11 protein-coding genes are annotated in these 13,723 nt (G+C 64.4%); 4 read left to right on the top strand and 7 right to left on the bottom strand.

The window, feature by feature from the left end:
• The gene (nadC, locus tag V0U35_RS12305) at positions 1 to 849 is read left to right on the top strand and encodes a carboxylating nicotinate-nucleotide diphosphorylase (RefSeq protein WP_330197022.1); all 849 of its coding nucleotides are present in this window, start codon (positions 1 to 3) and stop codon (positions 847 to 849) included.
• Here nadC and V0U35_RS12310 read toward each other — a convergent pair.
• Positions 846 to 1,400 carry a phosphoribosyltransferase gene (locus V0U35_RS12310; protein ID WP_330197023.1) on the bottom strand — a complete coding sequence of 185 codons (555 nt, stop codon included), beginning with the start codon at positions 1,398 to 1,400 and terminating at the stop codon, positions 846 to 848. The two genes, nadC and V0U35_RS12310, sit on opposite strands and share 4 nt — an antisense overlap.
• 318 nt (positions 1,401 to 1,718) lie before the next feature.
• Here V0U35_RS12310 and V0U35_RS12315 point away from each other — a divergent pair, with 318 nt between their 5' ends.
• Entirely contained in the window at positions 1,719 to 2,726 is a 1,008-nt protein-coding gene (locus V0U35_RS12315) for an alpha/beta hydrolase (protein WP_330197024.1), read from the top strand.
• On the opposite strand, the gene V0U35_RS12320 is transcribed toward V0U35_RS12315, so the two are convergent.
• The 6 genes from V0U35_RS12320 to V0U35_RS12345 all read right to left on the bottom strand — a co-directional run bounded on the left by V0U35_RS12320 (position 2,723) and on the right by V0U35_RS12345 (position 12,165).
• Positions 2,723 to 4,252, bottom strand: a complete 1,530-nt coding sequence (locus tag V0U35_RS12320; protein ID WP_330197025.1) for a hypothetical protein — start codon at positions 4,250 to 4,252, stop codon at positions 2,723 to 2,725. The genes V0U35_RS12315 and V0U35_RS12320 overlap by 4 nt on opposite strands.
• Positions 4,253 to 4,371: 119 nt before the next feature.
• Positions 4,372 to 5,133 carry a cell wall hydrolase gene (locus V0U35_RS12325; RefSeq protein ID WP_330197026.1) on the bottom strand — a complete coding sequence of 254 codons (762 nt, stop codon included), beginning with the start codon at positions 5,131 to 5,133 and terminating at the stop codon, positions 4,372 to 4,374.
• Between the two features lie 188 nt (positions 5,134 to 5,321).
• Positions 5,322 to 7,994, bottom strand: a complete 2,673-nt coding sequence (gene ppdK / locus V0U35_RS12330; RefSeq protein WP_330197027.1) for a pyruvate, phosphate dikinase — start codon at positions 7,992 to 7,994, stop codon at positions 5,322 to 5,324.
• A gap of 389 nt (positions 7,995 to 8,383) precedes the next feature.
• A complete protein-coding gene (glyS, locus tag V0U35_RS12335; protein ID WP_330197028.1) occupies positions 8,384 to 10,684 on the bottom strand; it encodes a glycine--tRNA ligase subunit beta in 2,301 nt (766 codons plus the stop codon).
• A gap of 12 nt (positions 10,685 to 10,696) precedes the next feature.
• Positions 10,697 to 11,290, bottom strand: a complete 594-nt coding sequence (locus V0U35_RS12340; RefSeq protein ID WP_330197029.1) for a glutathione S-transferase family protein — start codon at positions 11,288 to 11,290, stop codon at positions 10,697 to 10,699.
• The gene (locus V0U35_RS12345) at positions 11,287 to 12,165 is read right to left on the bottom strand and encodes a glycine--tRNA ligase subunit alpha (protein WP_330197031.1); all 879 of its coding nucleotides are present in this window, start codon (positions 12,163 to 12,165) and stop codon (positions 11,287 to 11,289) included. Before V0U35_RS12345 ends, V0U35_RS12340 begins: the two co-directional genes overlap by 4 nt.
• Positions 12,166 to 12,430: 265 nt before the next feature.
• Between V0U35_RS12345 and V0U35_RS12350 the strand changes: the two genes are divergently transcribed.
• On the top strand, positions 12,431 to 13,141 hold the full coding sequence (locus V0U35_RS12350; protein ID WP_330197032.1) for a sigma-70 family RNA polymerase sigma factor: 711 nt from the start codon (positions 12,431 to 12,433) through the stop codon (positions 13,139 to 13,141).
• Positions 13,141 to 13,722: a ferritin-like domain-containing protein gene (locus tag V0U35_RS12355; RefSeq protein ID WP_330197033.1), complete on the top strand. Its 582-nt coding sequence runs from the start codon at positions 13,141 to 13,143 to the stop codon at positions 13,720 to 13,722. The genes V0U35_RS12350 and V0U35_RS12355 overlap by 1 nt, the downstream gene beginning before the upstream one ends.
• The last annotated feature ends 1 nt before the right edge of the window (position 13,723 follow it).

The raw sequence follows: 13,723 nt of genomic DNA on the forward strand, positions 1-13,723 counted from the left end.
ATGACGGTCCCGCCCTTGCCCGGTCACGTGGTCGAGGACGCCGTTCGCCGCGCCCTCGCCGAAGACTCCGCCGGCGCGGGCGACATCACCTCTCTGGCAACGATTTCGGCTGATGCCGAAGGCCGCTACGAGATCCGCGCCCGCAAGGCCGGCGTTATCTGCGGCCTGCAGCCCGCGCGCGAAGCCTTACGCCAGTGTGATCCGGACATCAGTTTCGAGGCCCGGGTGGACGACGGAGCCATTGTTGAAGCCGGTCAGGCGGTCGCGCGGATCGCGGGCCGCGTCCGCCCGGTCCTGACCGCCGAACGCATCGCGCTCAATTTCCTCGGACGCATGAGCGGCGTCGCCACGCTGACCGCCGCCTATGCCCAGCGCATTGCGGGCACCGGCGCGGTCGTCACCCATACGCGAAAGACAACACCGGGCCTGCGCGCTTTCGAAATCCAGGCCGTGCGGGCCGGTGGCGGCGCGGCGCACCGCTTCTCGCTCTCCGATGCCGTCCTCATCAAGGACAATCACGTCGCCGCAGCGGGCGGTGTCGGCGAAGCCGTACGCCGGGCGAAAGCCTATGCCGGGCACATGACGCGGGTCGCCACCGAGATCGACAGTCTGAGCCAGCTCGAAGACGCCCTCGAGGCGGGGGCGGACTCCATCCTCCTCGACAATTTCAGCCTGGACGAGCTTCGCGCCGCCGTTGCTCAGACGCGCGGTCGTGCCACGCTGGAGGCCTCGGGCGGCGTGACCTTCGACACGATCCGCGCCATCGCCGAGACGGGTGTCGATGTCATTTCAGTCGGGGCGCTGACCCATTCCGCCCCGAATTTCGACCTGGGGCTGGACGCGCTCTAGTCTTCGCCCAGAACGATCTTGCCGATCTCGCCCTTGGCGGCGATCTCGTCCTTGCTCAGCCCGCAGAATTCATGCGGAAACACCAGCCAGTCCGCGCTCTCATGGACGAAATAGTCCGGCGTCAGGTCCGTCTGGTTGCGCGCCGGCTTGTAGAAGACGGTTGCGACCCGGGCCTGATGCGGGAAATTCCCGCCGCACTTCACCCGCAGCACATCGAAGACGGCCTCAATCGAGCGGCCGCTGTCAAAGACATCATCAACGATCAGCAGGCGGTGCTCCGATTTGAGCGTGTCGACCAGATAGCTCTCCCCGAAGACGTGGACGTCGCGGGCCATCGTGTCGATGCCCGTATAGGCCGAGGTGCGGATAGCGATGTGGTCGGTCTCCAGCCCCCGCCAGGCGAGATACTCCTGCACGGCAATGCCGACCGGCGCGCCGCCGCGCCAGATGCCAACGATATGGGTGGGCGCAAACCCGCTGTCATGTACGCTGCGCGCCAGGCGGATACTGTCTGCGAGCAGGCTCTCCGCCGAGATGTAATGCTTGGTCATGGTTGGAAGATTTGCCTGCTTTGGGCGCGGTGCTCAAGCGGCCGCTGTGCGGCGTGGCCCGTCCTGCATCCTCCTCTCTCCTGATGAGGACTGTCATCCCGGCTGCCCCATAAGGGCAAGCCGGGACCTTGAACACCGAGCGCCAGGGTTTCAGGTCCCGGATCGGCTTCGCCGTCCGGGATGACAGAATCGGGTTGCGGTACCCCCCCTCCGTCAGCTTCGCTGACACCTCCCCCGCAAGCAGGGGAGGACACAGTCGACAGATGACTCACCCCGCCAAACCTCTCTAGGCTGCCCGAAACAGAATGAGGCCCACCCATGCGCAAATCCCATGACCACGCCGAAGGATCGGTGACCACTCTCCACATCGACAGCCGGGCGGTGGCGAACAACATCCTCGGCGATCCGGCACGGCGCAGGGTGGATGTCTATGTCCCGGCCGGTCATGACGGCTCCGGCCTGCCCCTGCTGGTCGATCTGGTGGGCTTTACCGGTGGCGGGCCGGCGCACACCAACTGGAAGAGTTTCGGGGAGAACGCGCCCGAACGCCTCGACAGGCTGATCGGGTCGGGCGCGATGAAGCCGGCCGTTGTCGCCTTCCCCGACTGCTTCACGCGGCTGGGCGGCAACCAGTACATCAACTCCCCGGTCCTGGGCGATTGGGACGACTTCCTGGTCAAGGAGATGGTGCCCCTGCTGGAGGCCCAATTCTCCTGCGGCGGAACCGGCCGGCGCGGTGTCTTCGGCAAGTCCTCGGGCGGCTATGGCGCGATGGTCCACGCCCTTCTCCACTCGGACTTCTGGGCCGGTGCGGCCTGCATGTCCGGCGATATGGGGTTCGAGCTGATGTTCGCGACCGACTTCGCGGTGACGCTGCGCGCGCTGGCCAAGCATGACGGCTCGATCAAGACCTTCCTGGACACGCTTGAATCCAGCTCCAAACCGTCAGGCGACGATATCCACGTTCTGATGATGCTGGCCATGTGCGCGACCTATGATCCCGCACCGGAGGAATATCTGGGTATCCGCCTGCCGGTCACGACCGACACGTGCGAGCTGATCCCCGAGCGCTGGGCCAATTTCATGAAATGGGACCCGCTGGAAATGCTCGACGCCCATGGCGAGGGCCTGAAAAAAATGAAGGCGCTCTGGATCGAGTGCGGTGATGTCGACCAGTACAATCTGCTCTATGGCGCGCGGCGCATGACAAAGGCGCTGACCGCGCGCGGGATCGACCACGAGTACCGGGAATTCCCCGACAATCACTCCTCCATCGACTACCGGATGGACGAGGTCCTGCCCTTCCTGGCCGACCGTCTGAGCTAGGTCGGCGGCGCGCTGGTCGTCACGGCGACAGACGTCCCGCCACGCGCCTGTCCGCCAGAGTCCATGAAATCGACAAAGACGCGGTTGATCGCCGGATTGTTGGCGATGGCCTGGCCCTGTCCCCGCACGAAGACCGAGAAGGTCCGGACTTCATTGTTGGCGAAATTGACGGTCAGCGATGACGCCCGCGCTGCCAGGCAGGCCCCATTGGCCTGTCCGGTGGTTTCGCAGATCTCCAGGCCCAGATCGGGTGCGGGCAGTGCCAGCGGTCCCGACAGCGACACCGGCGCAGCCGCAGCCGCCATGCCGGAACGCGGCGTAATGGTGATCGAGCCGGTCGCGCCGATATTGACCCCGGCCAGCGCGAAGGCCGACGCCCCGGACACGCCACCGAGATAGACGGTTCCGTCACCGGACGGCGTTGCCGAGATCGCGATCACATCCGGTGCCGCCACCGTGCCGGACGCCATGCCCAGCGTGTTCACGCCCGGCAATATGCCGGACTGCGCGCCATCGCAGGCAAAACGGAATTCCAGCGGTTCGGCGGTAAACGGGATGGCCCCGTTGAAGAATTCCTGGACCGGCGTGAAGGCGATCAGGAATGACTGGGACTGGCCCGCCGGAATGGTCACGGGCGTGTTCGGGGTCCCGGTCAGCGCATTCGTGTTCGGATCGGTCGTCTGGTAGCTGAACCCGCCCTTGATCACGTTCAGCAGGCTGATCCCGCAATTGGTCGCTGCGGCCTGTCCGCCATTGGCGATGGTGGCGAACGCCGTCGCGGTACTGCCAAACGGAACCGACCGGCTGTTGGGCAGGACCGAGGCGGATAGCTGCGAGTTCGCGATGGTCACGGTGTCATTGACGGTGAATTGCTCGGGCGGCGTTCCGGCGGAATCATCGGCATCGCCCGTATCCGGGTCGACCGAGGTAAAGGCGACCGAGATCGCCTGCTGGCCGCCAGCCGGATTGGTGAAAATGCCCGACCGCAGGAAGGCCATGATGTCGGACGAGAACCCGGCCGTGCTGAAATTGGTCGAACCGTCTCCGCCGCGTGGCAGGGTGATGGTCAGGACATGGTTCTGCTGCCCGTCCTGGGAATATTCGATCTGCGGTTTCAGCGCATTGAACTGACCGTTCAGATTGGCATCGACCCAGGCACTGTCCGCATCAATGGAATAGACCGGAAAGAGACGGTCCGGGCCCGCCGAACCGGCATTGAATTCAAAACCGTACGCCCCGATCCGTGTACCCGCAGGCCCCAGGGCATCGAATCCGTTGAAGATGAAGGCCGCCGGCAGGGTGATTACGACGGTGCGGGCCTGGCGCTGGCCCACCGTGATTTCGGAATCGATCCGGAACCCCATGGGGCGGTCCGGCGACAGGTCGCTGAAAATCACAGTGTGCTGAGGCGGTTCTGTGAACACTGCCGGTCCGCTGGCATCCCCGGCGGTCTCCGGTCGACTGGCCTCGAACTCCTGGCAGGCGGTTAGAAACACCGCCGCTGCCACTATCATCCACAGCTTCATGACACCCTCCCCGTTTCGCCTCTAGGGGGAAAGGTTAACACCGCGGGAGGGGTAGCTGCAAAAAGGCCGCCGGTTCATCGGAACCGGCGGCCTAGGTATTCGTTATTCCGGTGAAGCGATCAGGCTTCCCGTTCGCGCTCCAGTTCGGCGCGCTCGCGGCGGCTCGGGAAGCGGTAAAAGACGTGGGTGCCGATCTGGCGCGTCTGCACCAGCGACCCCGACCAGTGCGGGTTGACCGCCGTGGTGTGGTAGTGAGTGGCGTTGCGTGTCACCGGCACGGCAAAGCCGAGCGCGGCATGTTCGGCGACCAGCTGGGCCCGGCGCCAGGCGCGGCCACGAACCGGACGGTTCATCGACCCGTCGCAGGTAAAGCTGAATTGGCAGCCCGTAACGCGCTCTGAACCCTCATAAACGACACCGCAGATCGAGTCGGGATAAGCCCGGTGACGAACGCGGTTGAGGATCACCTCGGCCACGGCCGCCTGGCCGGCGAAGGATTCGCTGCGCGCTTCGTAATAGATGGCCGTCGACAGGCAGTTCAGCTCGTCCGCGTTGTACTCGGCGCGCCGGATGTGCGTGCTGTCAAAGGTCCGCAGCTCGGTCAGCGGACGCGCAACGACGCGCACGCCGTCTGCCATGTCCGGCTGGACCTGCAGCGAGGCCATGGAGAGCGCAGCCGGGCCGTCCCAGCCCAGCGCGTCTTCCGATTCGAGATACCGTGCAGCCATGTCCTGCCAGTAGCTGGCATCGTCCTGCACACTCGCCCGGGTCGCAGCCAGGGGCAGCGTCACGGCCACAGCCGCTACCACACCCAGAACACCTGCGCCCTTGAGCATCCGGCTCCAGTGAGCCGAGAAGAATTTCGTCGCCGTGGCGGTCATGTAACCCCGTCTCGTCGATGCAGTCTTTTCAATCAGTGATTTACCATGAATCACTGAACAGACCATGAAATTAGCGGGCCCGTCTAAATGGCCTTTCAAACGCCGTCAACGGGAACTTCTGCCCGCAGATGGGCAACTGCCATGCAATTATCAAGGGACTCCAGTAATGGCCAAGTCGATTCAAGACTTTACGGTCTGGACTTGAGCGCGGCCTGTGCGGCAGCAAGTCGCGCTATCGGCACGCGGTATGGCGAGCAGGACACATAATCGAGGCCCACGGACTCGCAGAAATGGATCGAGGCGGGATCTCCACCATGCTCACCACAGATCCCGAGCTTCAGCGTGTCCCGTGTCTTGCGGCCGCGTTCGGCGGCCAGGCTGACCAGCTCACCCACCCCGTCGGTGTCGATCGAGACGAAGGGATCCTTCTCGAATATCCCGGCATCGAGATAATCGCCGAGGAATTTCCCGGCATCGTCGCGCGAAAGGCCGAACGTCGTCTGGGTGAGATCATTCGTCCCGAAAGAGAAGAATTCCGCCGCTTCGGCAATCTCTCCGGCCCGCAGGGCGGCGCGCGGCAGTTCGATCATCGTGCCGATCAGATAGACCGGGGCCTTGCCGGTTTCCTGCTGGACCATCTTGGCCACGCCTGCGACCCGGGCTTTCAGGATTTCCAGTTCCTTCGCCGTGGCGACGAGCGGGATCATCACCTCGGCAACCGGCTGGACGCCGGTCTTTTTCTCGACATTGACCTGTGCCTCGAAAATCGCGCGCGCCTGCATCTCGTAGATTTCCGGGAAAGTGATCCCCAGGCGGCAGCCACGGTGGCCCAGCATCGGGTTGGTCTCGCCCAGCGACCGGGCGCGCTCCATCAGCGCGGTCGCGGACAGGCCGGTCGCGGCGGCAACGTCGCGCACATCGTCCTCGGTATGGGGCAGGAATTCGTGCAGGGGCGGGTCGAGCAGGCGGATCGTGCAGGGCCGGTCCTCCATGATCTCGAAGATCGACTCGAAGTCGGCGCGCTGCATCGGCAGGATTTTTGCCAGCGCCGCGACGCGGCCTTCGCGGTCGTCCGACAGGATCATCTCGCGCACCGCCGCGATACGGTCGGCGTCGAAGAACATGTGTTCGGTCCGGCACAGGCCTATGCCTTCCGCGCCGAATTCCTTGGCCGTCTGCACATCGGCAGGGGTTTCGGCATTGGTGCGCACCTTCATGCGCCGCGCCTTGTCGGCCCACACCATCAGCTTGGCGAAGTCACCGGCCAGTTCCGGCTTGAACATCTTCACTTCGCCGGCCAGCACTTCGCCCGTCGCGCCGTCAATCGTGATCGTATCGCCCTCTTCCACCCGGCGGCCCCCGGCGGTGAAAAACTTGCCCGCATAGTCGATCTTCATCATGCCCGCGCCGGAGACGCAGGGCCGGCCCATGCCGCGCGCCACAACGGCGGCGTGGCTGGTCATGCCGCCGCGCGCGGTGACGATACCTTGAGCGGCGTGCATGCCGTGAATGTCTTCCGGGCTGGTTTCGATGCGCACGAGGATGACTTTCTCGCCCGCCGCGGCCTTGCTTTCCGCGACATCGGAATCGAACACCACCGTACCGCACGCCGCACCCGGCGAGGCGGGCAGACCGGTCGCGATCACGTCGCGCACGGCGTCCGGCGCGATGGTCGGGTGCAGAAGCTGATCGAGCGCGGACGGTTCGACGCGCAGCACCGCTTCGTCTGTCGTGATCAGGCCTTCCTCGGCCATGTCGACGGCGATCTTCAAAGCGGCATTGGCCGTGCGCTTCCCGTTGCGGGTCTGCAGCATCCACAAACGGCCGCGCTCGACCGTAAACTCGATGTCCTGCATGTCGCGATAGTGGCGTTCCAGCGTGTCAAAGACCGCCGCCAGCTCGGCATAGCTCTCGGGCAGCGCCTCTTCCATCGACGGCTCGCGGTCGCCCATTGCCTCGCGCATGGCCTTGGTCAGGCATTGCGGCGTGCGGATGCCGGCGACCACGTCCTCGCCCTGGGCGTTGATCAGGAATTCGCCGTAATAGCCTTTGTCGCCGGTCGACGGGTCGCGGGTGAAGGCGACGCCCGTCGCGCTCGTCTCGCCCATGTTTCCGAACACCATGGCCTGGACATTGACCGCCGTGCCCCAGCTCGCCGGGATGTCGTGCAGGCGGCGATAGGTGATCGCCCGGTCGGTCATCCAGCTATCAAAGACCGCGCCGATCGCGCCTTTGAGCTGTTCGCGCGGATCGGACGGGAAATCATATCCGAGCGCGCTGGCCGCAGCGGATTTGTACTGTGAGACGATCTCTTCCCAGTCGTCTGCCGAGAGCTCGGTGTCGAGCGTGTAGTCATTCTCTTCCTTGAAGGTTTCAAGGATTTCCTCGAACAGGGAATGATCGACGCCCAGCACGACATCGGAATACATCTGGATGAAGCGCCGGTAGCTGTCATAGGCGAAACGACGGTCGCCGGAGAGCTTGGCGAGCCCTTCCGCCGTTTCGTCATTGAGCCCCAGATTGAGGACGGTATCCATCATGCCCGGCATGGAGGCGCGCGCCCCGGAACGCACCGAAACCAGCAGCGGATCGGACGGATCGCCGAACGACTTGCCGGTCACCTTTTCCAGCCCGGCCAGTGCGGCGTCGATCTGGGCATCCAGCCCCGCCGGATAGGTCTTCCCGCCGTCATAATAGGCGTTGCAGACATCGGTGATGATGGTGAAGCCGGGCGGAACGGGCAGGCCGAGATTGGCCATTTCCGCGAGGTTCGCGCCCTTGCCGCCGAGCGTGTTGCGCATCGACGCATCGCCCTCGCTGGACCCGCCCCCGAACGCATAGACCCATTTTTCAGCGCTCATGCCTGTTTTTCCCATCTTCTCTAATGCCCCCCTCACCCGGCCCTGACGGGCCACCCTCTCCCTCAAGGGAGAGGGAAAGTGCGGCGCGATAAAGCCCTCTCCCGCCGGGGAGAGGGTTGGGTGAGGGGTCTTGTAACCCGTCTGGCCCCTCTATCCTTCGAGGCTGTTTCGCAGCACCTCAGGATGAGGGAGATTCCTTTTTTCCTCACCCTGAGGTGCCGCCGCAAGGCGGCCTCGAAGGGCGAGGATGTAATTCACCCCAAAATGTCATCCCGGACGCGAAGCGATCCGGGACCATGATCTCTCATCTCCACCCCACCCTTACCCTCCCCTCAAGGGGAGGGAAATGCGCCTCTCCCTCCCCCTCGGGGGAGGGCCGGGGTGGGGGGCTAACCCTCAATCTTGCCGAAATCGGCAACCGCATGTGCGGCCATCCGGATCGCGGCGAGCAATCTCAGCCTGTTGCGGCGCAACATGGCGTCATCACTGTTGACTGTCACTGCGTCAAAGAAGGCATCAACCGGCGCGCGCAAAGTGCTCAGCGCGGCCATCGCGCCTTCGAAATCCTCGTCGGCGACTTTTGCCTCGGTCTGCGCCCCGGCAACCGACAGCGCATCGGCGAGTGCGATTTCTTGCGGCTCGCGAGTACTGTCCAGATAGGTGCCTTCCAGCGCGCCTTCGCCGATATCGGCGGCAAAGGCACCGGCGTCCTTCTTTTCCTCGGCTTTCAGGATATTCGCCGCGCGGCGATAGCCGGCGAGCAGCGCCGCCCCGTCCTCGGTCTCCAGGAAGGCCTGTAGCGCGCGGGCGCGGTTGGTGACGCGCACCAGATCATCATCGCGCGATCCATCATTCATTGGGGCAAACACCGCATCGATCACATCGAAGCGCACGCCCTCGTCCTTGAGAACGACCTTTACCCGCTCTGAGAAGAAATTCAGAAGGTCGGTCGTGCGCTGGAAAAAAAGTTCTGCCGCTTTGCCGCTGGTGAGATCAGTCCAAGCATCATGGCGTTCGTCGCTTTGTTCTGCTTGGGCCAAATAGTTCGCATGGAGTGCTTTGCGAAATTCAAGTCGACCAGCGCCGACATTCAGAATTCGAAACACCCCCAGCGCCGCGCGTCTCAGGGCAAACGGGTCTTTCGAGCCGGTCGGTTTTTCGTCGATGGCCCAGAAACCCACCAGCGTGTCGAGCTTGTCGGCGAGCGCGACCGCCGCGCTGACCGGCGCGGTCGGCACATCGTCCGACGGGCCCTGCGGACGGTAGTGATCGCGGATCGCATCGGCGATCTGCCGGGCTTCGTCTTCGGTGAGGCCGGATAAATCCTCGCCGGTGGATTGCCCCCCACCCCTGCCCTCCCCCGAGGGGGAGGGAGAATCGCCATCATCACTCCCTCCCCTTGAGGGGAGGGTTTGGGTGGGGTGAGAAGGCGGATTGCGCCATTGTTCCAGCGCGTAATACCTTCCCATCACGCCCTGAAGCTCGGGAAATTCATAGACCATCTCTGACACGAGATCGGCCTTGGCGAGGCGCGCAGCACGTTCGGCCAAGTCCGGATCGGCCCCGACAGCCGGAGCCAGTTCGCGCGCCAGCGCGGCGACACGCTCGACCTTGTCGGCGACGCTGCCCAGCTTCTCGTGGAAGGTGACTTTCGACAGCTCCGCCGCCATGTCCGAGAGCGGCTTCTTGCGGTCATTGTCCCAGAAGTGGCGCGCATCCGAGAGGCGCGCAGAAAGCACGCGCGCATTGCCGGCGGCAATCGCCTTGCCGCCATCGGGCGCAGGCTGGTTCGCCACCACGACGAAGTTCGGTGCCAGTGCGCCCGCCTTCGGGTCGCGCACGGCAAAGTATTTCTGGTGCGTCTTCATGGTCAGCTGGATGACCTCGCCCGGCAGGTCGAGGAAGCTTTCATCCATCTGGCCGAGCAGCGGCACCGGATGCTCGACGAGACCCGTCACTTCCGCGAGCAGGCCCGCATCCTCGATCAGTTCCAGCCCGGCGTCGGCGCAAACCTTGCGCGCGCCCTCGAGGATGATCGCCTCGCGTTCGGCACGGTTGGTCAGCACCCCGCCCTGTTCGCGCAGCGTTTTTTCGTAGCTCGTAAAGTCCTTCACCGCGAACGGGCCGCGACCCAGCACGCGGTGGCCTTCGGTCTCGTTTCCGGCCGCGATGCCGAACACGTCAAACGGCACAACCGCGCCATCGAACAGGCAGACTACGCGCTGCAGCGGACGCACCCAGCGCTGCGCCGTCGCGCCTTCACCGAACTTCATCGACTTCGGCCAGGGGAAATCCCTCGCCAGCGCCGGGACGGCCTCGGCGATCACGTCGGCGGTCTTGCGGCCCGGCTTTTCGATAATGGCGACGTAGAACTCGCCCTTCTTGTCTTCACGTGTCTCGCAAGCGTCGAGACTGTCGATCCCCGCCCCGCGCATGAAGCCTTGAAGCGCCTTTTCCGGCGCGGCGGTGCGCGGCCCCTTGCGCTCCTCGCGCACGTCTTCGGTCTTTTCCGGCAGGCCCTCGATCACGAGGCCGAGGCGGCGCGGCCCGGAGAAGGTGGTCAGCGTCTCCCAGCTGAGACCCGCATCTTTCAGCGCAGCGGACAGCAGCCGTTCGAGATCGCCCTCGGCCCGGACCTGCATCCGCGCGGGGATTTCTTCGGAGAGGAATTCAAGAAGAAGCTGAGCCACGTGACGCCGGTCCTATCGCGCGAAGACTTTCTGGAAGGCCGGGCGCGACTGAACCGCCTCCAGATACGGTTTGAAGGACTCGCGCATCTCGAACATGCCGAATTGCGTCGCCCAGCCGATCGCCCCGCCGATCAGCACGTCGGCGGCGGTAAACCACTCGCCGAAGAGATACGGGCTGGCTTTCGCGAGGCGCTGGTCGAGCACGTCGATGACAAGCTCGACACTGCCCCAGCCGGCCGACTGGCGCGGGATCTCGACCTTGGTATTGGCCTGCATCATCGCCGGGTCGATACACGCCGATTGATACGCCACCCAGCGCAGATATTCGCCGCGTCGCTTGTCATCGAGGCCCGGCGCGAGATCGTTCGGCGTCTTGAACTTGTCGGCGAGATAGATCGCGATGGCGGTCGTCTCGGTCACGATCGTGTCGCCATCGACGATGACCGGGATCTTGCCCATCGGGTTGATCGCCAGGAATTCCGGCGTCCGCATCGAGCCGTCTTCATAGGCGACCGGCATGATCTCGTATTCGGTGCCGATTTCCTCGAGCAGCCAGTGCGTCAGCGCCGCTCGCGATTGCGGATTGTGGTAGAATTTGATGGTCATGCGGTTTCCCTCTCCAGCGCCACCCACGCTTCCGCGCAGCCCTTGGCCAGCTCGCGCACCCGGGCGATCCAGCTGGCGCGTTCGGCGACCGAGATCGCCCCGCGCGCATCGACCAGATTGAAGAGGTGCGAGGCTTTCAGGCAGAAATCATAGGCGGGCAGCGGTACCGGTTTGTCGAGCGAGAGCAGCGCCTTGCACTGGCGTTCGGCGTCGGCAAACCAGCTCTTCAGCGTCTCGACATCGGCATGTTCGAAGTTGAAGGCCGAATACTGGCGCTCGGCCTCCTGGAAGACGTCGCCGTATTTTAGGCCCGCCCCGTTGAAATCGAGATCGTAAACGTTCTCAACGCCCTGCACATACATGGCGAGGCGTTCGAGACCATAGGTCAGCTCGCCGGACACGAGGTCAACATCCAGCCCGCCGACCTGCTGGAAGTAGGTGAACTGGCTCACCTCCATCCCGTCGCACCAGACTTCCCAGCCCAAGCCCCACGCGCCGACGGTCGGGTTTTCCCAGTCATCCTCGGCGAAGCGCACATCGTGCAGCGTGCGGTCGATGCCGATGGCGTCGAGCGAGCCGAGATAGAGGTCCTGCAGATTGCCCGGGCTCGGCTTTAGCAGCACCTGGAACTGGTAATAGTGCTGGAGCCGGTTCGGGTTCTCGCCATAGCGCCCGTCGCTCGGCCGTCGCGAGGGCTGGACATAGGCCGCGCGCCACGGCTTCGGCCCCAGGGAGCGCAGCGTCGTCGCCGGGTGCAGCGTGCCCGCCCCCACCTCGACATCATAGGGCTGCAGGATCGCGCAGCCCTGGTCGGCCCAGTAACGTTGCAGGGTCAGGATCAGATCCTGGAAGGAAGGCGCGCGCTTGGCCGTCATGATGGAAGCGTTTTTCCTTGATTCCGGCGCGGGAGTCGCCGGTCCGTCAAAATCGCGCGGACACTAGGAAAGCGCGCCCGCCGGATCAAGCCGCGCTAGCGGCGCTTGATAGGCATAAGCGCCCCCGCGATGAAAGCCGCAATGACCAGGATCAGGAGGGTTAGGCCGAGCATGCGGTGACCTAGCCCGGCAAATCCCTGGCCGGCAAGCGGGAACCTTTTTCGAACTGGTGCCGTCCAATGGGTCAGAACGGGCGGAGACCGGCATGCCAGCAACAGCCAGAACAGACGACCACACGCATGCCGTGTCGGACGGAGCCTTGCTCGAGCTGGCCCGTGACCGGTCCGAACCGGCCGCCCGCGAATTCATGCAGCGGTACAATCAGCGTCTGTACCGTGTGGCCTACTCGATCCTGCAAAGCGCGGCCGATGCCGAGGAGATCGTCCAGGACATCTACGTAAAACTGTTCACCGGACAGGCGGTCTTCAAGGGCAATGCGGCGATGGCGACCTGGCTGACGCGTATCGCCGCCAACGCCGCGCTCGACCGGCGACGCACGCAGCGCCGTCGTACACGGCTTCTCGAAGAACGGGGCATCGCCATGATCCGCACGCGATCAACCGATACCGATGACACGCCGATCAGCCATGCCAGCCCCGAATCCGACACCGCCCGATATGAGCTCGCCCGGCGTCTCGAAGCCGCAATGGAAAAAATCTCGGACACGTTTCGCCCGGTCTTCGTGCTTCGGGAAATTGAGGGCTTGAGCATCGAGGAGACGAGCGCCGCGCTGGGTCTGGCGGTCAATACCGTCAAATCGCGGCACGCCCGGGCGCGCAGGCAGCTCGCCGCCATGTTGGAACCGGACTGGCGCGACATTCTCCAGGGCACTTTCCCCTTCGCAGGCACCCGCTGTGCGGATCTGGCCGACCGGGTGATCCACCATCTCCAGACGCAATGGAAAGGAAGAAACTGATGACTTCGACTACGGATTCCATGCCGTCCCGCCGCGGCTTTCTGGGCGGCAGCGCCAAGACGCTCTCCTCGGCCGGGCTGGTCGCGATGATGGGCTCAGGTGCCGCGCTGGGGTTTCAGTCCAGCGGCAACCCGGAACAGGATGTCCAGCTGCTCAATGCGGCCATTGCGCTCGAACATGAAGGGATCGCCGCCTATACCATCGCCGCCGGCAGCGGTCTTCTCGCCCCGGAAGTCGTCAATATCGGCGTCATTTTCCGCGGCCACCATCGCGAACACCGCGATGAACTGATCCGGGCCGTCGAGACATTGGGCGGAATGCCCGTCGCGGCAGAGAGTGACGCGCACTATGCGGAAGCCCTCAACGCCGGATCCTTGCAAAACCAGGCCGACGTTCTGCGCCTGGCCTATGGCCTCGAGGTCGGGGCGGCAAATGCGTATCTGGGGCTGATCCCCTCACTCAGCACGACTGAACAGCACCAACTGGCAGCCCGCATGGCCGGGGATGAAGCCTTCCATGCGGCCATCCTCGGCAATGCCATCGGGGAAGCCATTCCCACTGCCGGGCTGATGTTCGGCTGAT

The sequence above is a fragment of the Hyphobacterium marinum genome (assembly GCF_036330325.1).
Lineage (GTDB): Bacteria > Pseudomonadota > Alphaproteobacteria > Caulobacterales > Maricaulaceae > Hyphobacterium > Hyphobacterium marinum.

Bases quoted from the DNA above. Each gene is read 5' to 3' on its own strand.
- nadC (WP_330197022.1), top strand. From the start codon at position 1: ATGACGGTCCCGCCCTTGCCCGGTCACGTGGTCGAGGACGCCGTTCGC.
- V0U35_RS12310 (WP_330197023.1), bottom strand. From the start codon at position 1,400: ATGACCAAGCATTACATCTCGGCGGAGAGCCTGCTCGCAGACAGTATC.
- V0U35_RS12315 (WP_330197024.1), top strand. From the start codon at position 1,719: ATGCGCAAATCCCATGACCACGCCGAAGGATCGGTGACCACTCTCCAC.
- V0U35_RS12320 (WP_330197025.1), bottom strand. From the start codon at position 4,252: ATGAAGCTGTGGATGATAGTGGCAGCGGCGGTGTTTCTAACCGCCTGC.
- V0U35_RS12325 (WP_330197026.1), bottom strand. From the start codon at position 5,133: ATGACCGCCACGGCGACGAAATTCTTCTCGGCTCACTGGAGCCGGATG.
- ppdK (WP_330197027.1), bottom strand. From the start codon at position 7,994: ATGAGCGCTGAAAAATGGGTCTATGCGTTCGGGGGCGGGTCCAGCGAG.
- V0U35_RS12340 (WP_330197029.1), bottom strand. From the start codon at position 11,290: ATGACCATCAAATTCTACCACAATCCGCAATCGCGAGCGGCGCTGACG.
- V0U35_RS12345 (WP_330197031.1), bottom strand. From the start codon at position 12,165: ATGACGGCCAAGCGCGCGCCTTCCTTCCAGGATCTGATCCTGACCCTG.
- V0U35_RS12350 (WP_330197032.1), top strand. From the start codon at position 12,431: ATGCCAGCAACAGCCAGAACAGACGACCACACGCATGCCGTGTCGGAC.
- V0U35_RS12355 (WP_330197033.1), top strand. From the start codon at position 13,141: ATGACTTCGACTACGGATTCCATGCCGTCCCGCCGCGGCTTTCTGGGC.